The organism is Affinundibacterium nitidum, from assembly GCF_014284155.1.
GTDB lineage: Bacteria > Pseudomonadota > Gammaproteobacteria > Burkholderiales > Burkholderiaceae_D > Undibacterium > Undibacterium nitidum.
The window spans coordinates 255,321-279,368 of sequence record NZ_JACOFZ010000001.1; the positions used below are offsets into that span (position 1 = coordinate 255,321).

The 24,048-nt window shown below is 45.6% G+C and carries 10 protein-coding genes; 5 read left to right on the forward strand and 5 right to left on the reverse strand.

Translation table 11 applies throughout. The features are described 5' to 3' along the window. Positions 1 to 119: 119 nt before the first annotated feature. The gene (locus tag H8K36_RS01125) at positions 120 to 461 is read right to left on the reverse strand and encodes a hypothetical protein (protein WP_186915483.1); all 342 of its coding nucleotides are present in this window, start codon (positions 459 to 461) and stop codon (positions 120 to 122) included. Further along, positions 458 to 14,125, reverse strand: coding sequence for an RHS repeat-associated core domain-containing protein (locus tag H8K36_RS01130; RefSeq protein ID WP_186915482.1), 13,668 nt, complete (start codon positions 14,123 to 14,125; stop codon positions 458 to 460). The genes H8K36_RS01125 and H8K36_RS01130 overlap by 4 nt, the downstream gene beginning before the upstream one ends. Before the next feature lie 469 nt (positions 14,126 to 14,594). Between H8K36_RS01130 and H8K36_RS01135 the strand changes: the two genes are divergently transcribed. The 4 genes from H8K36_RS01135 to H8K36_RS01150 all read left to right on the forward strand — a co-directional run bounded on the left by H8K36_RS01135 (position 14,595) and on the right by H8K36_RS01150 (position 18,013). Next, complete coding sequence (locus tag H8K36_RS01135; protein ID WP_186915481.1) at positions 14,595 to 15,044, forward strand: HAD domain-containing protein; 450 nt, start codon at positions 14,595 to 14,597, stop codon at positions 15,042 to 15,044. 383 nt (positions 15,045 to 15,427) lie between these two features. After that, a complete protein-coding gene (locus H8K36_RS01140) occupies positions 15,428 to 15,952 on the forward strand; it encodes a hypothetical protein (protein ID WP_186915480.1) in 525 nt (174 codons plus the stop codon). A gap of 4 nt (positions 15,953 to 15,956) precedes the next feature. Then, entirely contained in the window at positions 15,957 to 17,369 is a 1,413-nt protein-coding gene (locus H8K36_RS01145; RefSeq protein ID WP_186915479.1) for a DEAD/DEAH box helicase, read from the forward strand. A 29-nt stretch (positions 17,370 to 17,398) separates the two neighbouring features. Then, on the forward strand, positions 17,399 to 18,013 hold the full coding sequence (locus H8K36_RS01150; protein WP_186915478.1) for an HAD family hydrolase: 615 nt from the start codon (positions 17,399 to 17,401) through the stop codon (positions 18,011 to 18,013). Positions 18,014 to 18,264: 251 nt separating this feature from the next. Here H8K36_RS01150 and H8K36_RS01155 read toward each other — a convergent pair whose 3' ends face one another. Genes H8K36_RS01155 through H8K36_RS01165 form a run of 3 tightly spaced genes read right to left on the reverse strand, consistent with a single transcriptional unit; the run spans position 18,265 to position 22,722 of the window. After that, on the reverse strand, positions 18,265 to 19,695 hold the full coding sequence (locus tag H8K36_RS01155; RefSeq protein WP_186915477.1) for a hypothetical protein: 1,431 nt from the start codon (positions 19,693 to 19,695) through the stop codon (positions 18,265 to 18,267). Further along, the gene (locus H8K36_RS19450) at positions 19,696 to 20,667 is read right to left on the reverse strand and encodes an ATP-binding protein (protein ID WP_186915476.1); all 972 of its coding nucleotides are present in this window, start codon (positions 20,665 to 20,667) and stop codon (positions 19,696 to 19,698) included. 3 nt (positions 20,668 to 20,670) lie between these two features. Continuing rightward, on the reverse strand, positions 20,671 to 22,722 hold the full coding sequence (locus H8K36_RS01165) for a hypothetical protein (protein WP_186915475.1): 2,052 nt from the start codon (positions 22,720 to 22,722) through the stop codon (positions 20,671 to 20,673). A 577-nt stretch (positions 22,723 to 23,299) separates the two neighbouring features. Here H8K36_RS01165 and H8K36_RS01170 point away from each other — a divergent pair. Continuing rightward, a complete protein-coding gene (locus tag H8K36_RS01170) occupies positions 23,300 to 24,043 on the forward strand; it encodes a sulfite exporter TauE/SafE family protein (protein WP_186915474.1) in 744 nt (247 codons plus the stop codon). Positions 24,044 to 24,048 lie beyond the last annotated feature (5 nt).

The window sequence follows — 24,048 nt, forward strand, 5'->3', positions numbered from 1 at the left end:
TTCTCTGTATCGGGCTTTCACCGACTATCTTTCACCGGCTTTGCAGCCGCACAGGGTGTCTTATTTGGTGGATATTAAATATGGGTGTCTTATTTGGTGTTATTTGGTGCTTTCTACACTTAATCATCTTGAATGAAAGTATCAATATCATCTAATGCATCCTCAACTTTACCTGCAATAAATGGTGTATTCAAACTTGCATCACGAAGCGCAATTAGAACCCTCTCTTTATCTAAGCGTCGATGAATCCGGGCTATATGTCCGAGACACGTAGCGGCGAGACCCGCGACCTGAATGTCAGACGATTTCAAAAAGCTAAGGCATTTTTCTTGAGCCCAATTCCAATCAGCTTCATAAAATGCCATCGTTACCAAAGCATCGCAAATTACCTGAGGGTCTTTCGATAAGAAGGCAGCATTAAGATCTGCTCTATCCAAATTGGTATCACTTTGAAAAATCATTGCTCACTCCCTATAATTCTGCCCCGCTTGTCGACTAAATTTGCATTCTTTAGAGCATTTTGCATTTGATCGGTCAGCTCCGACCATGATCGGACATGACCATGAAAAATATTATTAACTGTTTGATCAAAGACGACAATTTCACCTGCTTCACGATCAACACCAACTCGACGTGTTGATGTTGATTTCACCTGGACTGATGCATCCAATGCATCTTGCCCGTTAATTGGACCCCGGTTCTTTTTTAAATTGTCCGACTTCCCATGATAATCAGCACCAACGAACTCTCGGCGGCGCATTGCACCAACGCTACCTCTCGGAATACCTCTATTTCCTACAGTTCCTAATAACTTGCTCGCTCCCACGCCAGTTACGACACCAAGTCCTTTTGGCCCTTCTTCCTTTCCTTCGATATATCCAGATTCTTTCCATTTGCCCTGTCTAGCTGACATGATATGTTTTCTAGCCATCTCCTGCATTGCTGGGCCGAACGTATAGTAGGAAGAACTGAGCGTATCCATTCGCTGAGCCATTGCAATCTGGCTCCTCGGATCTGACTGCAGAGTGAATATATCACCAAGCAAACTACCTATACCTGTGAGAGAGTCAACTGCTCCGTCAACTATTCCTTCTAGACGACCTTTACCAAAGTCAAATACATTACCCCAAGTTAAAGTTGGTGCAACAACACTTTGTTTGGTCAGTAAGTTTTTGTTATCGGTGGAATTACTACTAACTTGCTCATTAGACCCTTCTGCACCAATATCGTCTGGGCTACCAACTTGGCTGGTCGAGCCATCTTCCCCAACCTGACAACCGGACGTGATTGCACACTGGAATTGTTCAGCGCCGCTTGCGCGACCTGCCGCCACGAACCCAGTCGGATCAGTCAAATTAGTCGGATTGTTCCAAACATAGGTATAACGATTATACGACTGCGAATGGAAAGGATCTTGAATAATCGGATCGGCGCTCATAAAGCGCGCCACAAACGGATCATAGATACGACCATTCATGTGCACCAAGTCGAGCTTGTCTAACATCTCGTGACCAGTAAAGCCCTTATTATCTTTGACGCCATCGATAATATTGCCGATATCTTCTGCGCCATTCAAGGCACGACGTTTGCCCCAGCTATCGTAAGCCAAGCGCTCAACCAAATTACCGCCGATGTCGGTCATCGCGATCACACTACCGATGCGGTCGGAATGCGTCCACAACAGATCTATGGCTTGATCTGGTTTGTCGATTTCCACACCTAAGCCGCCTGGCCAGTAAGTTTTGATGGTCAATACACCCGCTTTGTTTTCGACTTCCATGCCAGCCGCGTAATAAATCGTTACATCCCCATTACGGGTTTGTTTTACGCGTTGATGATCTGCACCATAATAGAAAGTACTGTTTTCACTGCCCTTCTTCATCACATAGGGCATATCAAAACTGGTCCAGCTCACTTCTTTGCCTGCACCATTGATCAGATTACCATTATCGTCGTAGACGAAAGAGCCTATGCCTGGAATGCTTTGTACAGCATTAGGGCGACGCACGCTGGCACCGGTACTTGCGTCATAGCCTGCTGTACCTTGTGTTGTATAAACATACGTGCCTTGACCAACGCCCGTCTTGCTCTTCAAGTTACCAATGTCATCATAGGTAAAGGTTTGTGTTGGCATGCCACTGATGGTAGCGGTTTCCAAACGATTCAGTACATCGTAACTAAATCCTTCACTAAAGAACTGCGGCGGCTCATTGTTGAGACTAGCAGCCCACGACTGCATGCGCGTCATCACATTGCCTAACTTTTCATAGGTATAGGCTTCCTCGAGTTTGGCTTCAGTGCCGTACAGGAGCTTGGCACTTTGCAAGTACCCTGTTGCTTGGAAATAGTCTCGCTTAACAGCTAAACCATTACCCAGAGAGGCCGCTTGCAACTGCATGCGTGCATTCATGTCATTGGCTTGCCACAAAACTTGATAACCACCAGTTGGGGCCGGCAACCCACGCAGCACTTGGAACTGGTAGCCGTTATTGTTGTAGCGACGTTCAAACACTTTAGTGGTATTGCTGCCACGTTTATGAACTTCGCTCAATAGACGGCCCCAAGTGTCATAGCCTAAGGTATGCGTGTAAAGTACATCTCGTTGTTGGGTACTAACTGATGGACGACCCAGACTATCGAAACTATGCATTTCGGTATTTTCTTTATTGCTACCGTTGAGTGTGTAGGCTTCAATCAACTTGCCACAACTACGAGTATCGGCACAGCTTTGCTCTGGCTGATTATCGTAGACCCAACGACTAGTCAAACTCGGCTCATCACGGGCAATCATGCGACCGAGATCGTCGTAACTCATCACCGTTGCCGTTCCTGCTTTGCGTTGGTTCGGGCTTACCTGTTTGACGGTGCGACCTAAGGCATCCACCTCGTAAGTAGTCTGACCGAGATCGGGGTCGGACAATTTCGTGCGATGTCCAAGCTTGTCGTACTCGATATCGACCACATTGCCTAATGAGTCTTCGGTACGTACCAAGCTATTAAATGCATCATGCCTAAAATACGTTGGCTTTTCTTTGGCATCGATGGCTTGCGCCATACGCCCCCAGACATCTTTTACTTCTTTCTTGGCTTGGCCTTTTGCGTTGGTTAAGATTGTTGTCAATCCTTGATACGACGTAGTATTCGTTTCTAGGCCACTTGTACCTGTCGACTCCACTTTGGTGACGCGGCCGAGATCATCGTAAAAATTGCGGGCAACTAACACGCTATCCTTGTTGATGAACGTGCCCACCATATCGCCGACAAATTCAGCCTGATAAGTTTCGAAAGCTCTGCCTTGGCTGTCATAGATCACTTCACTTCCGATCATTCTTCCATCGAATCCCCACGTGACGGTGCGAACTGGGTGAGCTGAGCTATCGCTAAACACCAGACTCGGGACCGCCACGCGAATATCACCGCGCATGCTGTCTTGCACTAAGACATTGACTGCGTTTGTCGGACATGCGTTCCCACATTGCTTCTGGTAGGTGTAGATCTCGGTGCCATCTGGCATGCTTTGTTTGGTCTTGCGACCAAAACCATCGTATTGCATGGAGGTCGTCAAGCCATTTGGATCCTTTACGCTAGTTACTGCGCCATGGCGAGCATCAAACATTTTGGTTTCAGTATGTTTCAATGCGTTGGTGATCGTTGCAGGGAATCGGCCGTTGCTTGTGTATGTCATTTTAGCGACGGACACATTTCGGCGTAATGCTTGCGTGCGATCAAAGTAATTGAGTTGAGTTGACGTCACCAAACCAAAAGCATTTCGTCCGTAAGTAGTGATTGTTTCGAGTGTTGCATCACCCTTTTCTCTTGTTTCCGTCGCGACTTGATCGAGGCCATCATAGGTGTAATCGATGCTGCGCGCGATAGACGCGCCCACGAAATTACCAGGCACAGTACGTTGCTCGGTAAGTTTTTTAAGGTTCGACCTTGGCCATACTTTATCCACAGTGTCGTACTCGGAAGCCTTAGTCACAATGAAACTTTGGCCTTGAGCATCTGTCGTGGTAGTCGTTGTACTGCTGACGTTTCCGCGAACATCAGGTGCCGCTACGGTACTCGTCGTGGTACTAATGAAAGTACCATCCAAGTCACGTTTACTTACCACACTCGATTTGGTATACGGCAAAATCGTCGTTGCTAAGTCGCTAGTATTCGGTTTGATATTGACCATATCAGGAACTGAACTCGAATCACTCAACAATACACCAGAGCTTGAACGTGTCTGCGCACGACGAACGCTGCCTGTATGCGGATAAGTCTGCCAATACCAACTTAAGTTTGTGATACCTGTTTCGCGTTGAGTCGACGTCACTTGTGCAAAGCCCAAGCTGCCACGACCTGTCGCGTCCACAGCGAAGCCAGCATATTGATAGTCGGTCTGCAGCCAAGCACCATTACCTGTGCTTTGCATTGCAGACTTGACGAGCTGACGACGTACAGGTGAGCGTTTGCCTTGTACTGCATCGCCGCCTTCTGGTAACTGCGCATCTGGCGTATAAACCGAGGCGTCATTCGCAGCGGCATACACCACTTTACTTTGCGCGCCAAAGCCGTTGGTAACGCTAATCAACTTGTCGAGCGCTTCGCCTGGTTTTGCTTGGCTTGCAGCACTCAAAATTTGCCAACGATCGCCAGTACTTCCAGCTGTACCATCACTACCACCGAGATAGGTCAAAATATCTGGTTTTCCATCGCCATCGAAATCACCAGACAACATCGAGCGAGGACGGCTGTAGACATTTTCACTGCTCGGATCTAAACCGTAGAATGTCTTCACACCGCTCCAACCATAGAAGTTGGCGCCACTCGGCAGAGTCCATGGATCACATTGATGCGTGGAGCCTGAAGGGCCAATACGACATACTTGCAGCGAATTAAACGTATCGACACCCCAGGTATCAACGCCAGGACGTAAGACGTCCAAAATACCATCACCGTTGTAATCAGCGACTGTCATCACCAAGTGATCTAAGCTACCATTCAAATAATTGGATTTTGGCAGAACAAAACAGTCTGCCTCACCATTGCCTTTGGAGTAGCAGATACGACCAGCAGCGTTCTTAGGCAGCTGAGAGCCATCTAACATCGTCGCCGTCCCGAATACCATATCGCTATAACCATCGGCATTCAAATCAGCGGTAATCGTTCCGCCTGCTGTTGACATCAAGACTGTTGAATAAGAGTCGAGGAATGGCAACCATTCGCCATAGAATAAATAGCCACCGATCTGCGGTTGACCAAAGGCTTTTACCATTGGGCCGTTCAATTCACCATCGCCGCAGAACCATTCATTCGTTTGGTTGCTACTTACTGGATTGCGTCGGAACACACATTTGCGCAACGACAATTGATCTACGTGACCATCACCATCGAAGTCTGCGTACTGTGTTCCTGCACTTGCGGTATCCAACACAGCATCGCCGAAGTTCACGTCATAACGAGAACTCGGTGCTATTGATTGACAGTTAAAGCCGGTGCCTGTAGATAAACACATATAGCGAGTGCCCAAAACAGTATTATTTGCACTCACGTTATAAGGACCTGAGCGCAAGTACAAATCGTCTTTACCATCGGCATCAAAGTCTTTGACCATACGCGCAATAGCTGGCGTGCGATACAAGCCGCTAAACGCATCCGCCGGGAAGCTCAAATTAGTATTGCAACTGTAGCCGCTTGCAGTACGATCTTTCCCCAAGCATAAACGCCAGTCACTCGGAGAGCCCGACGTGGGCTCGTAGGCAACGATGATGTCGAGTTTACCGTCACCATCAAAATCACCAGTTTCCATGACAGTAAAGTTCGTTATCGTATTTTGCGCGAATGGAGTTGAGACCGTCCAATTACGACCATCAGTCGATGTTTCATACAATTTGTGTTGGTTAATGCCTGAGCCGCTCTTACGTTCAAGAATGTCGGTACGGCCATCACCATTAAAATCACCCATGATGATGTGGCCTAATACAGGCTCGTTCGTCTGTGTTGCAACCATCGTCGACAAGTTTGGCCCTACACGCACGCCTAAATCAACGAATGCTTTCGGCGCATTAGGATCTGCCTTACCCCACTCAAACTTCGTCGATGGTAAACAGTTTGTGCTACCGTCACAAATACGGATTTCTTTCAACAGACTACGACCACTTTCCGCGCTCGGTGTGGCTTCGTATGTCAATTGATAGACATTCGCGATCACACCAGCACTACCGTCGGCAGTGGTGTCGGTGCTTGTTCGAATAGTAGTCAGACGTGTGTTTTCATCATTGCGGCTACCTGCGAGATACGCTTTTCTGATATCAGGGCGTGCTTCGTAATCGAATTCAACTTTTGCGAAATGCGCTTGACCCACAGCTGAATTGCCGCCCCAACGAATGGCTTTCGGTTTACTTTCGCCAGTGCTGGTATCAGTCAAATAGTAATAACTAATATAGTTATGATTTTTGTCTTCGCGCTTCGACAAACGCCAGCGATGCGCTAAACCATCTGCACGACCTACGCCAGCCACATAGCTATCAATCGTGTCGCCATAGGTCATTACCTGACCATCTTTACCTTCGACTTTAAATTGATGTTTGCCTTCGACAATTGACATTGTGACGGTGACAAAGCTCTCAATTTCAGTGCGGTATTGCGCACCGTTGGCCCAATACGCGTCGCCATCGCTGCTATTACCATTGATTAGAATCAAACGTTGACCATCTAAGCATAAACGATCATTCTTTTGAACGACTGTTGCATTGTCCAAAGGATTTAACTGCACATTGACTGGATAACGCACGCCATCCGCAACACCGTCAGTAGCGAAGACACGGCCGCAACGATCGATATTCGAAATACCACCCAAGCTCCAGCCCAAACCTGCCGAACCTGTTGTGTTGTCACTGCTATAGTTCAAACTCAAACTTGGCACCATACCATTAACACCCGGTGGAACCGCGAGTGGAATGCTATAGGTAGCAGAACCATTTTTATCAACTCCAAGGCCACCTGGCAAACTACCTGCGTCTGGATTGCCTAGATACGGCGGGGTGATGGTAATTGGAACTGGGACAGGCGAAGCTGCTACGAGACCCTTTCCATTCGTGATAGTGACCATGCTCGCTGGTGAAGTATTCAGCGAAATACCTCGCTCGTCGAAGGCTATCGCTGAGAAACGCGCGGAACGTGCAAGCAACGGGACCCAAGAAGCATTCCATATTCCATTTCCTGCATCGACACCTTCTGCAACAACCGCCCCATTGAACAAGAATTTAACGGCACGAACTTTAGCTGTACTTTCACTGGCAACCACGACCTTGGCGGATAAATTCATCGCAACGCCCACTGGCGCGGTCATATTATTCACAGGTGTCAAGACACTCAAAGAGACATCCATGTTCGCGGCATCAATCGAGAGTAAGTTCTCGGCCGAATAGACCGTCATATCACCTTTACGTACTCTGACCGAAATCGGATAAGGCGTAGTCTTCGATGGTAAATTTTCTTTCGCTGCAAAGTATGTACCAGCAAGCACGTCAGGCTTACCAGGAATCCACTCACCATTTACATTAAAGGAAATATCATCAGCCTGCCCAACGAGGTTCTCCACTTTTGCGTTCATAAATACATACGCGGGCCCTGTAAGGCGGTCAGTGTTCGTATTGCTTGGCTGAATTAACGCGATACGCAATCCGTCAGGCATTGTGCAACTAACAGCTGCACAAGGAAGGAGTCCGGAAATTTTTCCTGAATTCGTTTGCACTTCTACGAATAAAGGCTTTCCTGCGTATGCGAGATACAAATTACTTAGGTCGACGACGAAATGATGCGACGCTTCGGGCGTTTGACAAGCACTCTGAATTTCAGAGTTTCTAAACTCAGTCGACACATCGGCAACCCCGACGGCCACTGACACTCCGCCAAATATGCTAGGCGCATCGACGAAAACTTCATACGTTAACGAGCTGCTGGTTCCGATCTTACACGTCCAGCCGAATAGCTCTGGCAATCCTGCTTTATTGATTCGTACGCCGCTGACTTCACCTAACAGCCTAGAATCTAGTACGTTTGTCAGTAACGCCTTAGATTCCGAGGTGACACCATACAAATCGGTCGCTCGTAGTTTGTATCGAGCCAGCCCGATTCCTTGACTAGCATTGTATTCAAACGCTAGTTTCGAATTATCGCCACTGACAACATTAAGTGCTGGCTCAACATATCCTCCACCTATATCACGAAGTAACTCAAGTTTTGAAACGAGTCCACTCTCTTGGATTGCCATTGCTGATAATTTTACGGTCGCGTCTGCACCCGAGCTTACGTAACTAAGTTGCGGTGTCGCAGTCAGGTTGAAACTGACTGGGAGACTACTTACAACCTGCAAGTTAACTGGAATAGCTAAGGCACTACCAACATCTGGCGTGACCGCAACCGTACCCACATATCCTCCAATTGCTACGTCAGTCTTAATGAGAACTTGACCGCAGTTCTTAGAATACTTCGCACATGAAGATGGGCCAGTCACTTGTACGCCATTAAATCCGACATAGGAAATTGTGCTGATATCAGTTCCGCCGCTATTACGCAGAGTGCAACTTTGCGTGGCCTGCTGTGGAGAAGGACGGGGAGATCTAATCTCGCATTTATCAAACACCAAATTTCCAATCGGCGGCTCGGTTTGTGTCGTCAATACATCACTGAACGTGGTTCGACCACCGTCACCTATCGCGGTCCATGTACAAGTACTTGGGCTATTTACCCATGCTGCAGTTGGCGTAAAAGTTTGAGTCTCACCGCTACCCGTGGTGAAGGATCCTGAGTCAGTAAACCCTCCGTCACCAGCAACACATGAATAAGAAACAGAATTTGCGTCTGTGCTATTCCAACGCATAACAAACGGCACCCCAACTACTAAGGGATTTACAGTTTTCGTAACACCGATAGTTGGTTTCGCTACATATTCAGAACTAAAGTTCAGCTCGACGTCTACAGCCTTTGAAGTACCTGAGCTATCCTTTACACTCAAACGCCAGTATTCACTGACCGTTTGGCCAGAAGTCAATGTCGCGCTAAAATTTGGGGATGCTGTATCAAGCGCACTTATTGAACTCTGCTTGACTGCAGGTGCAATCCATTGATAGGAGTAAGGTGGCATACCTCCTGTCACTAACGCTTGTGCGGACGCATTAACGCCCCCTTGACCTCTTCGCTTAGCTGTCAACAGTTTCGGGGTAACGCTCACAGTCAACACTGGGTTCGCGGTCAAAGTAACCGTTACAACCCCTGAGACGTTATTTCCAGTCGCATCAACAACTTCGCCGCGGAAAAGATCGGAGAGAGTTTCACCTTCAGCCAAAGTCGCCTTAAATTGGCCCACGCTGAAATCGCCATCTTGGAATGCACCGATGAACTGAATACGTGAATTATTGATTCCCACCCAATTGTAGGAATAAGGGGCTTTGCCTAGCTCAGCCTTCATTTTCACCAATGCTACGATTTCACCGGCTCCATCGCGACTCGACTTTACGGTCGATGGAATTATCAATCCCAAAGGTGGAACTGACTTGAAGTACAAATCGACGAAAATAATTTTTGATGCGCCTTGGGCGTCATATACAGTAACTTGCCACACTTCGCGAGAAACTTCGTTAGCTTCTAATTGAAGGCTAAAATTTGGCGTCGCTGAGGTAGTACTTGAGATCGTACTTAGTTTATTTGCTTCCGCAGGATTCCAATAGTGCGTACCGCCAACGCGTAACCACTGATAATGGTAAGGCGCAACACCTCCGAAAGCGCTTACATTCACACTTGCAACAGCAGTGCCCGAGCCAACCACGATACCTTCCGCTTGAGACGGGCTAACAATGCCGAACAAAGCGCTACCGCTCGCTAGAGAGGAAAATGTGATCGGTACTTCTACTTCTGTTTTTGCACCAAGTTGGTCAGAAATTGAAACGGTCCAAGACTCCGTTACGTTTTGCCCTGAAGTCAAATCAGCACTAAGAACCGGAGCGGCTGAGTTCACATCCGAAATTTGAGCTAATGTGCCTGTTTTTCTAACCCAGAAATATTGATAGGGCCCACTGCCGTTGCTGACGTTAATATTGATTGCGCCAGAAACAGCACCTGCACCATTCCGGTAAAGCTTCAATTCAGCAGGTGTTGCCTTCGCCGACAAACTGAGAACTGGCTCAATAGCGCTTAGCGTCACAATTGCACGTTGCGAGCGCTTAATGCCAGCAGCATCTGTTACTTCAAAATCAAACTCCTCGGTAACACTCTGACCCGCAGCTAAGTCCGCTGTAAAATCAGCGTTGTAATAGCCATTGGCGAGGCTCATCGGACTTACATTTATCTTACTGCCAGAAACACGGTTCCAATTTACGCTATAAGGCGCAAGTCCGAAACTTACTTTTGCCAATAAAGAAGTGCTTGCTTTTCCAGCCCCCGAAATTGTTGCCGACGCAATGTTTGGCGTCATCTGAACGACAAGTTCCGGCATCGATCGGAAATTAGTGGCAAGAGTTGCCATCTTTTGGCTACCAAGTGAGTCTGTCACTGTGACTTGCCACGACTCAACGATTAGCTGGTCTGGTTGCGACAGCGGAGCACTAAAGACTGGATCTTTCGATGTAGCGTCAGAAATTGAGCTCACAGCTCCTGTCTTCCTTACCCAGCTATAGGTAAATGGAGCAAGTCCACCGTCAACCAACACATGAGCTTGTGAGGACGCGGTACCGGATTGATACACTGATGCATTAATCTCAGAAGGCGTAAACGTAATGCTGATTGCGGGAGGCGCATTTGAGGTTAAGGTAATCGGAACAGTAATTTTTTTCTGAGTTCCTTGACTATCGGAAGCCGTCAATTCCCAAGTTGACGAAATTGAGCTGCCAGAAACGAGACTGGCACTGAAAGTTGGATTCAATACTTGCGCATTTAATATTGACGAAGGTGAACCTGCCGTTCGAGCCCATGAATAGGAATACGGGGCAACGCCACCATCTACAACTACATCTGCGGTCACCGCTGCGGTTCCAGCACCAACTATCTCTGCAGATAAAGATGGTTTTTGGGCGATGACAGAAAATTCTTTTGTCGTACGCATCTCTTGCACGAAAGTACTGCTACCGCCCGGCCCTACAACAGTCCATGTACAAATGCTCGGAAAACCAACCCAAGCTGCTTGGGCAACTGCTGGTGCCGAAGTTCCATTTAACGGTGTAACGTTCGCACTAGCAGCAAAACCAGATCCAGCAGCAGAACAGGAATAAGAGAGTGAGGTCGCGTTTGTCGTCGCCCAAGTTACCGTATAACTTTGCCCTGCGAGCAACGCATTAGGTGTTTGACTCACATTAATCGTTGGCTTTGGCGCAATCACATCGAAGGACACGGATGGAATTGACGATGCTCCACCAACGCCGTTCGCCTGCAACGAACACGATATGTTTTTATTCGCCCATTCATTACGAGCTACCAACACTCTGCTTCCGCCTACACTATTCACTGAAGCCTGGTCATAGTTGGTAATGCCGTCAGTACAAACGAGGGTCGCATCCGTTGCGTTCTGCAAAGTCCATGTCAGAGTAAAGCTCTGGCCGGTCGTAAGTTTTGCATCAGCAGGAGATGTTCGCGCTAACGTGCCGGTCGGTGGGCTCTTTTGCACGCTCAAGCTAACCGGCATGTCTTGACCGGTACCATTAGGCGTACTTGATGTATAAGTACCACTGTAAAACCCTGCAACATCAGGAGTGCTGATTGAAACCTTACCGCAGTTTGCGCTGTGTGCCGCACATGAATTTGGTCCAGTTACGGTCATCCCACCAGTAACCGCATGATTTACCGTACTTGCTACGCCACCTAAATTTCGCAAATCACATTGACGAGTGGCTTTAATCGGCTCAATAGTTGGCGAGTTCACTTGGCAGTTAAAGAGCTCCAAATTAGCCCGTTCAATCACGGTCAAATTGATCGATTTCGAAGCTCCTGAGCCAGTATCAGGCGATGCGCTAATGGTGCCACTATAATTGCCAGCGCTAGCATCCGTTGTTACAGTTACTTGACCGCAATTGCTACCACCAGCACAGGCACCAGTTGGGCCACTGACATTGACACCTGCAAAGCTCGTATAAGAAATACTGCTAACGGCAGTTTGCCCCGTGTTTTTTAACATGCACTGGGTTGTTGCAGGATTCGGCGCATTGGTCGAGTCATTGCTGGTACAACTCGCAAAACTCAAGGCCGCTGGGGTCAATGGTGGCGACACCACCAGATTAATGCCAATCGAGGCATTACTTCCCGTATTTGGCGTAGATGTCGCTGTCAAAGTACCTGTATAAGTGCCTTGGCCTGTGCCTGTAGTGATGGTAACAGTGCCGCAATCAGAACCTGATTCACATAAACCCTTCGGACCAGTTACGGTCATGCCGGTTAATGCCGAATAAGCGATTTTTGTGATGTCGACCAAACCAGCATTCGACAAGGTACAAGTCATTGATGCTGGTGAAGGACTGTTACTTGGACTATTGATTGAACATCCGCTGAATTGCAAGACGGCTTTATTCGTCACCTGCAGATTGACTGCAGTGGATGTTCCGGAGCCGGTGTTAGGTGTAATTGTTAGCGTGCCGTTGTAAAGATTTGCCGCAGAACCGGTCGTGATATTTACCGCACCACAAGTGCTATACGCCGCGCAGCTACCAGTCGGGCCCGATACAGTCATACCAGTTAAGGCAGAATAAGAAATACTGCTGATCGGAGTGCCACCGGAATTACTCAGTGAGCAGCTCATGCTCGCCGCTGACGGTGAAGTAGTCGGGCTATTGACGCTACAGCCAGATAGGCTCAAGGCTGCTGCTGGTGCATTGACCAATAGATTGACCGCTTTCGAAGCACTAATACCGCCGCTGGCGGTAACAGATAATGTTCCGGTGTAGGAACCAGCTGCCGTACCAGTCGTCACAATAACTTGGCCGCAGGTGCTACTCGCCGCACAGCTACCGGTTGGACCACTAACATCCATGCCCGCGATACTGCCATATGTAATGCCGCTCGCTGCGGTTCCGCCCGTATTATTCAAATTACAGGTCATCGATGCGGCGTTTGGAGTGACTGTCCCAGAATTATTAGAACAACCGGTCAGACTTAGAGCTGCCGGCGTAACTCCAGCGACCGTCGTAAATCCCTCCACTAAGTCTGTGCTACCACCTGGACCGGATGCAGTCCACGTGCAGGTCGATGGATACCCGACCCACGCTGAAGGTGCGACGTTAGGAGCAGCAGTGCCACTGACGGGACTAACAGAAGCCGACCCAGCGAAACCCGTACCGCTCGCTGTACAAGTAAAAGAAACAGAAGTTGCATTTGTTGTGGACCAAGTCGTCGTATAGCTTTTACCCGCCACCAGTGGCGCCATACTTCGCGACACAGAAATGGTAGGAGCTGATGGAGCTGGAGAATTAACAGTGAGGCTTACGCTTGAAGAGCCGCCTGAACCTGCACTCGGCGTTGCGCTCACCGTGCCGGCGTAGTTGCCAGCAGAGGTCACTGAACGGACTGTCACATTGCTGCATGTGCTGTTAGCGGCGCAGCTTGAAGGACCTGTCACGGTTGTACCACCTGGACCAGAATAGCTAATGCCAGATGCTGCGGTTTGGCCCGAGTTACTCATACTACAGATTGTTGAAGCAGCCGAAGGTGCAGTAGAAGAGCTACTGCCACAGCTCAGGCTGAGTGATGGAGGTGTTAAAGCAACTGTACCAGCATTAAATGAAAGCGTGAGGTAAGCCACCGCAACCGATGATCCGTCTGTATACCAAGCATAGAATGCACAGCTTGAAGTTTTGCCAGCCCATGATGCGTCTGATGTCAAACTAAATGTGCCACTCGTGCCGGAAAAAAGCTGTGCGCCTGAATAAGCTCCGTCACTCGATGAACAAGAATAGACACCGCCTTGGGTAGTCGACATATTCGTCGCACTCCATCGTAAGGAGAACGGCTGTCCGGCGATTAGACGACTTGGGGATTGGCTGGCTGAAATAGTTGCTGGAGTTACCGCACCATTCGCTAATGTCCAGAAAGACGATGCAAACAACAACATCGTGAATGTGAGAATTTGGCGAACGAATTGATCGATTTTTTTCATAACGTGTGCGGAAGAAGCATTTACAAGGCAACCAAACCTTCTCGAACCAGTCCGTTTGGATGACGGAAAACTCAATAAAGAAGATCGGAATTAACACCAAAGTTTGACCTTGACTCATCTCATTCAGATAAAGTCCCGATGTAATATTGATATTTTGAAAAATACAAAAGGTCGAGATCCTACATTGACAAATATGAATTGTCAATTAGGAAAGACAGTCTAATTTTGATAGGTTGAAATTTCAAACAAAGCTTTAGTAGAAATCAAACTTAGCCAACTTCGTTGGAATCATCCGAAACTCGGACAAATTAAAGTCTTAGCACCCTCTTTTTTTGATAAAGTCAACCTTATGGATTTGGATCAGGCGGGAAGTTAAAGGATTTATTCACAAATTGACTTCTTTGAGGAGGATCTGATACTACCAAAATTTCGACGGCTATGAATTACCTTGAAAACCAATTAACCGAAGATGAAAATTTTTCTTGATTTTGATGGAGTACTTCATCCAGAACCGTGTTTTGATTCGGCAGATCATTTCTGTTTTTTACCCAGATTCGAAAATGTCTTGAGAGACTTTGTAAACGTCGAGATCGTGATCAGTAGCACATGGAGAGCTACGCGTTCTTTGGATGATCTACAATCTATATTTAGTGAGGATATTCGAAGACGCATCATTGGTCGCACCCCTAACTGGAGTGAACATCCCGATATTCTTGAGGTGATTGGCTACCAGCGTCATGCTGAAGTCGAAGCATGGTTGCGATCTACAAATCAGCCTTGGGAAAAATGGATCGCAGTTGATGACAAGGCGTATCTGTTTAGGCCGTTTTTACCGAACCTAGTGAAGACAGATTCTCTTGTCGGCTTTGACAGCTGCGCAGAATTAAAACTGAGGAATCTACTTCTTTCTAGTAAGTGATAGAAGAATATTTATTTTCTATTCTTTCGAAATTACTTGTGTCCTTTCTATCGGTTGACCGTTTTCTTTGTTCGATTCTGTTCGGCAATAGACTGAATTACTATTTCAAGTCCCTCATGTGGATCCGCACCAATCGCGTGACAATGCTTTATAAATTCCACTAATTCTATCTTCTTGCGATCTTGCTCCATTTTGCCTACGCTCGTGAAATGGGCGCCGATCAACGGGGCAATTTCGCGTAGAGTCAATGACGACAATGCACGTCTCTCCTTCAACCAAGATCGAAGCTTCTCATAGTGCGGTGAGTAAGATGAAGTTTTCATTGTAGCGATTTTAGATACGCGATACAATGTAGCGAAATTCGATACAACACCTCATTAAAAATGAAGCAAAGAAAATTCAAGAAGGAAGTAATTGATACATTCCGGCTTCTCGCTGGGAAGACTTTTACAATCGGACAGGCACTCGATGTGTATATGTCCACACCATCAAAAATTCACTCAGAATCGAAGTCTGCGCGACAATTTGTGCATCGAAATATTTTACGATTCATGTCGACCGGAGATATTGTGCAAGTCAAGGCTGATGGACGAGCTTATAAATACACTAACACTGAGCAGTTCAGCGCACGAATCGCAGAATCGAGTAATCCAGATGTTCTTACAAATAATGGCAAACAAAATCCACACGACGCCCTTGGAAAAAATCTCACCGAAAGACTTCACCAACAAAAGCTGATGTTGCTCACCGCCATGGGAGAAGCCGAAGAGTACGATGCGATTTATAAAGAGCTTCCAGAAATTGGCGCGCAGATCCAAGAGCTTTATAACGAATCGCGAGACCGGTGTTCAAAGCTTCTGGGTAAAGTTAAGGCAATCGAAAACTTAATTGCATTGAGTTCAAATTAAAAACATGAAGCTAAGAACGTGGCAGTCTGAATGCATCAACAGTGCATGGCATAAATTTGCGACCAAAGAAAAACATTTTCTTTGCCTTGCTACGCCAGGTGCAGGCAAAACAGTTATGGCATCCACACTGGCCAATAGGCTGTTCTTGGAGAATAAGATTGATCTTGTCTTGTGTTTCTCACCTTCGGTCACAGTAGCAAGCAATTTCGAATTATCGTTATCAGCAATAACGAACTTACGAATGGACGGGCTTCTGGGTTCCAAAGGGAGATCGTTGACTTACCAAGGCATGCTTCATCTCGATGAATCATTTTGGCGTTTGTTTGATACGAATCGCATATTTGTGATTTTTGACGAAATTCATCATTGCGCTGGTGATGGGCCAGATAATACGAATGCATGGGGACAAAAAATTATCGAGAACATTCAGGGCCGTGCTGCATACACGCTGGCGTTAACAGGTACTCCTTGGAGGTCAGATCAAGTTCCCATTGTATTGGCTCGCTATTGCCAAGATAATCGAATCAAATGCGATTATGTTTACGGACTACCGCAAGCAGTCGCAGACAATGTCTGCCGAACACCCCAAATTACCTTGATTGACAACGACAACGTAACCGTTAGGCGAAATAGCGAGAACTTCAATTATTCATCATTCGAACAACTGCTTAAAGATTCAAAGTGTACCTACCAACAGTTGATCGAGAACGAGGAACTCATCGTCTACCTAGTAGGAAAGTCTTCTGACAAGCTAAATGCAATTAGAAAACGAATTCCCAACGCTGGTGGACTGATCGTTGCTGCCACGATTGAACATGCAAATAAGATCGTCAAGATTCTCGAAGAAAAATTCAACGAACAAGCGTATATCGTTACATATCGAGTGGATGATCCACAGCAGATCATCAATGAGTTTAAGCACAATTCAGAAAAGTGGATCGTTGCCGTTGGCATGATAAGTGAGGGTACTGATATCCCGAGATTACGCGTCTGTTGTCACCTCACTAGAGTTAAAACCGAACTTCATTTTCGTCAGGTACTCGGACGAATACTTCGCAGTAATGGCGAAACTGAAAGCGATGCGTTTCTCTATATGCCAGCAGAGCCAGATTTAGTCGCATACGCAACTAGGGTAGCACAAGAGATCCCAGAAGGCTTGACCGTTAAATTTGATAACATGTACAAATCGAGGGCAGAAGTAATTCAAAAGCTGGACTTAGAGAAAGCCAAGGAATTCAAAAGTGAAATTACATTGAATATGGGACCGCCATACCATAAGACACCTCATTTTTCGCCGAATGCTCATTTGAATCAAGGACGTTCTTCTCTCGCAGATACATATGAGGCGAGTGTTAATATCTTCGGTAAGTTTAAACAGGAATTAATTGCTATGCGTCTCGGGTTTTCGTTAAGATAGAAACTTGATAAAGACTATCAACTTCAAGCATGTCCAAACCGATTATTGCCCTAGACGCAGATGGCGTATTGCTTGATTATCACGTCGCGTACCGTAACGCATGGCACAAAGCATTTAATGATCTTCCAGCATTAAAAGATCCAAATGCCTATTGGCCGTTAGATCGCTGGAATGTTCGCAAGTTGGAAGGCGATGAATTGGTACATTTTCGACGCTTTTTTAACGACGAATTTTGGCGAACTATCCCTGCTGTCGAAGGCGCAATACAAGCCTGCAATCAATTAGAAACTGCAGGATTCGAGTTAATTTGCATCAGTGCCATTGAGTCAGAATTTCAAGACGCACGACTAGATAATTTGACCAGACTTGGGTTCCCCATTCAACGGGTCATTGCAACTAGCGGCGCCACTGGGGCAACAAGTCCCAAAGCGCCTGCGCTAAGTCTGCTAAGTCCAATTGTGTTTGTAGATGATTTCCTTCCCTATCATCGAGGGGTGCCTCCGGAAATACATCGAGCACTAATTACTCGTGAAACGAATGGCACTCCTAATATTGGCGAAGAGCTAAGCAACATCGATTCAAGTCATCGAAATCTACGTGAATTTACCGATTGGTGGCTAGTAAATTCACAAAAATTGTCATGAAGCGGTAGTGAAAGATAGACAATCTCTTAACCGAGAAGCGATATTTCTCGAGGCCATACAGATCGAATTTAGGAACTAGCTATCTCTTCACCAGTAGTTCAAGCGGCATATCGACTTCAAATCTTTACATTTAAGCAGCTATAAAGGCAAAAAATTGCATGTCTTTAGAATCTTTAAAGGAGTCATCATGCAAATTAGCAATCCGGTTGATGATCTTATCGAATACTAGCTAATCGCTGATAAACGCTCCTTCACAGGATATCAATAGCTTCATTTCTTCGAAACCATTTAAATACTGTTATTCCGTCTTCAGACTCGCATAAGTAAATACAACTTCTTGGATCTTGCCTCTCGTTAGGATTTTTCCCCAGCTCTATGTCGTGCAACCAAATACTAATACATTCAAAAGCTATTTCGATTTCAAATTCTGCAATCGTATTGAGTAAATCACCCAGCATAAACTTATCAACCCATTCACAACAGGGCCAATTTTGGGGGTAGAGATATAGTCGGCCATCCTCAGAAACTTGCGCTTCTGGCGTATAACCAATAAAACCTTCATCATAGAAAGTCTTAGATTCACGAACAAAACTTAATCTCTCTTGTTCAAGCTTTCGTGATGATAAGATGTTCTCCGCCCTTCCCCAACCAAGCTCTAGGTCTTCGATTGCAACTTCATATGGACGCTGACAACACCAATGAGGCCAATTATCAGGATCAACCTTTTCCCAGTGAGAATAAAAACCATCTTTCCTTAGGCCCCAACTACAACGAGAAGAAGAATAATTTTGAGTTATTTTGGCTTGCGCAGACTTTAATTTATCTAAGTACGAACCTGTTCGATTCGCATACTTCCCAACTGATTTGAAAAAACTAAAAATATATCTGAGATCATGCAGTTTAGTGGCTTGCTTCAAGTTATTTTTTACATCCAAAGGAAACCTTCGAAGTTCTATTTGCCATGTTTCTCCTAATGTTGCAAATAGGTGTTCAATTTTTTGGGGAATGACTTCAAGTGATCTTAACTGTCCGATGGTTTGTTTTAAGGTTTGTTCCTCATATTCGCTATCAGATCCAAAACGAACCATTAAACCTTTTAAAAGCTGATCTTCTGAATCAAGCGCACATTTTGCCCACATTAATACACGGTTAAAGTTTTCATTTTCAAGAAAACTTTTGTCAATGTCCTGAAGATAGGGCCATGACTTGCAGCAAGTTTCCATTGCATGTTTCAGTTCGAGAAAACGTTGCGAAGTTTTCGATTGGCCGCCGCTAAATACGTAAATTACTCTTAGACTTGTATTATGGAAGGGACACTTTGCAAGCCAAGATACCTGATGCAGAAAATTATGGTATCCATTGGCTACACATTCGTCGCAGACTCTAACTTGAGCTAGGGTTTTACTACGGAGAAAGAACCGATCATCAGAGAGCTTGCCTAGAATAGAAGTCGGTGAAAAAATAGTTTTCACCGCATCTAAATCTTCATTGAGCAAATCGGCAATTCGTCTTATTTGAGAACTGCTGACGCTGGCTAAGCCATCAATTTTAATTTCAAAATATTGTTCAAATTGTTTCAGCCCAAGGTTGTTTAGCGCACAAAAACGCACAGCAAAACTAAGGCACGATTCATACGGTATCAGATTGCCTGGCCACCAGTTCACTTTAGGGTACGGCTTCATTTAATTTGCACTCGCGATTATGCGCATGTGATCTGAAAAGTTAGTTCTGGAAATACTTTCCAACAAACTCTCATAGGACATTACTTCATCCCAATTTCCACCATTTGCAAGTCGAAATAATGCGGCTTCTATCGTTCTTGCGATATGTTGCATAGGAAACTCATTTCGTTTCTTAGGCGACAATTCAAGAAGCGCCTTCCAAAATAAACCTGCGCGATTCGCGAGGCGTCGGTCGGCGTCGAAATCGCGAGGAGAAAAATACTTAAGGAAAGAAATACCACTCCCCGCAGGCCACTCGGAATCTTCGTCATACCCGTTAAGTACATATTCGAGCTCACCGACAGTTTGAATACCATGGAATCGAGCATGTGCAGCCATAAAACGCGCGGCTACGTGTGCGTTGCCGGTGCTTGCCAAATATTCGTGTTGATATCCCAATTGATGTGTGCCGACAGAAAAAACGCTCAAGAGAAACCCTTCATAGTCAAGGGCATTTTGCAATCCGACCAACCATTTCCATTCGCGCAATGTTAGATCTTGTGCCTCATCAATCAACAAAATTACATAATTTCGATTTGCATTTTTTGCGATTGATATAAACCTGTTCTTACACAGAAAGATAGCTTCAGATTTTCTTAAAGGCTTCAGAGGATCAAGAAACTCGAAATTGGAGGCCATTAACAATTGATGCCAAAAAAATGATTCACTTGATTGGCTCTCGGCACGTCTATTCCAAATGATTAATGGCAAAAGGCTACCAAACTTTTCCACAAGCACCTGCATAAGGAACCACTGAATACAACGAGACTTGCCAAGTCTTGAGGCACCATGTATGTAACCACCAGGTCTCTGTTGGTCGATCCAATCACCTATCTGATTTATCATTTCATCAATCGGGGGGGTATATACAGCATATTGCTTAGTCACTAGGGAATGCCGAGGATCTATATGTTCAGGTAAGCAGAAGGTCATGATTTACCTCGTCGATGCCATTCTTCTTGCTGGCAGTTTATCCGGCTTTTGATTATTGCCAGCGGATTTTGGTACGTTGGGTTTTGTCTCTGCAACTCCAGCATTTTTTGAATCAATGGGCTCAGATGAACTACCAACGTTCAATTCTCTTGCCCTTGCTTTTGCAGCCTCGAGCATTGAAGTTCCAACCAATTGTTCTGCGGATTCGACCAAGATTCTTCTTGCCTCAATATATGCGGGGTGAACCGGTAATTTGCCACGTGCCGTGTTTTCAACATAATTCAAAAAACATTCAATTCCATCACCGCCTGGTGCTAAATTAAATTTTCCTTTCGCTGATGCTTGATAAATCGCTTTACGCACTGACAAGCTATGTGGAGATATATTCCAAGGCGGCGCAGCCCTCAAAACACCTAAAGGAGTGCCGCTAATTGTCGATGCAAGTACCATCCGCGCATCGTTTTCTTTGTGATTGATAACCCAGATTTCTGTCCCGACAAGATCTTGACGGTTTTGTAGAATTTCATTTGTGTAACGAGCATATCCAAATTCAATAAATGGCGCACGACCAGTCTTTGCTCCGCCTCGTACACGACATCTCTTCCGAAGACTAAAGAAGGACTGCACAAGGTCTGGGTCCGCATATCGCGGAGTCAAGCCAGAGTTTTTCATGAGAAAGGTTGCGTATTCCAACGGTTTTCTTCCACCTATTCCGCTGTGGCAACTCATATTGTAATTTGCTATCAAAACATCTAAAAGTTCTTCAGCATATTCATACTGAAAACGTGATGTCAGAGCTACGTCATCTGGATCTCTACCTTTCTTGTCTTTCGGTTTAGCTCCTGTTGTATTTGACAGTCTTTGAAAACCTTTACCCGCCAAATTCTTGAAAAATGCTTCTATAAACGGACGATCGTCTTTGCTTCTACGCTGTGAAAAAGACGAGTCTGGGGAGATGAGGGTAGACCCAACTGCATTCTTAAGAGTCTCTTTCACCGTTTTACATGTCTCAGCAAGTGCTCCGTCAACACTCGTTTCCTCCCAGCATAGACCTACGAAGTCTTTTCCGAGAGAAGACAGCAGCCCTGCTTTTTCTGAGTAGGCAACGTTAGAGAAGCTAATATCTCTCGGACTCCATCGATTTAAACCACATTTTATGGCTCGCAATGCATCGTCAGCAGAAACTTCTTTCCGTGTACTGAAGTAGTACCCAATCACAGCTCTCGATACAACTTCTAAAATAACAATTACCCACAGCCGATGAATGATTTTCTCTTTATAATCGCCGTCCAAAAGTGGTATTGAAATACAAAAACGACCGTCCAACTTATGAGCATCCATTTCTACTCGTTGCATAAACTTTAAAACAGGTCGATTTGTTCCATCACCGGTTTTAAGTTTGTTTACTAATTCGGGACCGCCTACATTCATCGCTAGAGCTTTGGGGTTCTTGATTAGTAAATCATCAATGTATCTACTAACCGTGAAATATGCTTTACTATTTGTGTTGAAAGGCCACTCTTGGCGTGCTTCGTAACCTAGCTTGCGTAGCTCTTCCAAAAACCATCCAGTGATACGTGTTTTGCTTTTTTTTATTTCGACCAGTTTTTTGGAATTTGAATTCGAAAGAATTTTCTTTTCGAATGAATCCCTTAGTTCTGGATGCTTTTCAAGTAGCGTTTTCATGGCGCCAGCAGCACCTAAACCAAATTGATCAACTACAATTTTCTTTTGTCTTCGATAAGGCTTCATTCGTGTATAGTGAACGAGCGCTCGCCAACCATATGGCGATCCATCAGGATGGATCTCTAAACATCTTTCTCTAATTAGACGGTAGGCTTGTTTACTTCCTATGCCAGTTTTTTGCTTGATCGATTCGTCGCTTTCACCGCTTAGATATAACAATATTGCTTCTTTTCTATCGTGGTATTTAACGCTAGCATCGCCGTTCAGAGCCCCGACGTCCGGGGTTCGCCAGGTGCTCGTATCAATCGTTTTACCTCCCACGATTCGCTTTGAGAACCTATCAGTGTCTTCAAAGTCATATTCAGTCATAATTTCTCTCGCTAAAAAAAGACGAGTCCAAATATGTTGCTGTGCTAGAGATCACTTTAGTAAGTAAACCAAGCTTTGGGAAGGAAAATTCTGAAGTCTTTATCGCTGAAACAAGTACAATTTTTTGCAAATAGCCTGAAAAAGGCACAAATTTTCGCAAAAAAAATTTGAAGCAAGTTGTTCTTCGATTTAAGTTGTATCCAGTGAAAAAGCAATTGAGTCCAGGAACAAATTTATGCAAACGAACGCTTAAGACGCTTATAAGCGAAGCTCGCACCTGCCGTCGGTACCATACCTCGTTTCAACATCCATCAGTTAAACAAGAAACACAAACCAATATTGCCAATTCAGTTGATCTCAATAAAAGATACGCAAAAGCTATACATGCTGAATTGAAGAAAAATTAAAACAAGCTTGTACTCCTCCAAACTAAAACCAGAACAGAAAACGTCAAATAAATTCACACTAAGCAAATGAAATACGCGCGCTAAAGGCACTCGGTCCAGAAAACCATGAAATAATGAGCTTTTCATGTTCTATATATTCGAGACTTGGTCTCCGACCCCAACATAAATTTATGCTTATTTTCTTCATGATCTTCGCTGCCGGCATTTGGGCTGGCTTGCAAAATTCTTTGGCTGGTGGAGGTTCCTTCGTAACTTTGCCAGCGTTGATACTCGCAGGTTTATCACCGCTCGCTGCCAACATCACCTCCACGATAGCCTTGTTTCCCGGACAAGTGACTTCTGGACTAGCTGGGCGCAAGCTCGTATCAGGTGCAGGAACCTTGTCATTCAAAATGCTGTTTATTGTCAGCTTAGCTGGTGGAATACTTGGTGCGCTATTGCTACTCAATACGCCTTCAAGCGTCTTTGCACGAATCGTCCCTTGGCTAGTTTTATTTGGAACCAGCGTGTTTGCTTGGGGTAGTTTTTTTCGCAAGACAAATGAGACCTCAACACATATCGGTCCTTGGGCCGCCGCTATTGCGCAATTCTGCATTGCTATTTACGGCGGATACTTTGGCGGAGGTATAGGCTTCTTGATGATGGCGGCACTGACCATGGCTGGCTTGGCCACAAGAGCAGCGGGCGCCACCAAAAACGCGCTAGCAGGGGTGATGAATGCATCTGCCGTCGCCCTCTTCGTCTTTTCCCCAGAAGTTCATTGGCAACAAGCCCTCGTGCTAGGAATCGGAGCGATTTTGGGGGGATTGATGGGATCTTGGGCATTACATCGAGTCAACGAGAAAGTCCTACGCGGTGTAATAGTTACAATCGGTGTATTGCTAACAATCGGCTTATTCGTCAAACCCATTTAACCTAC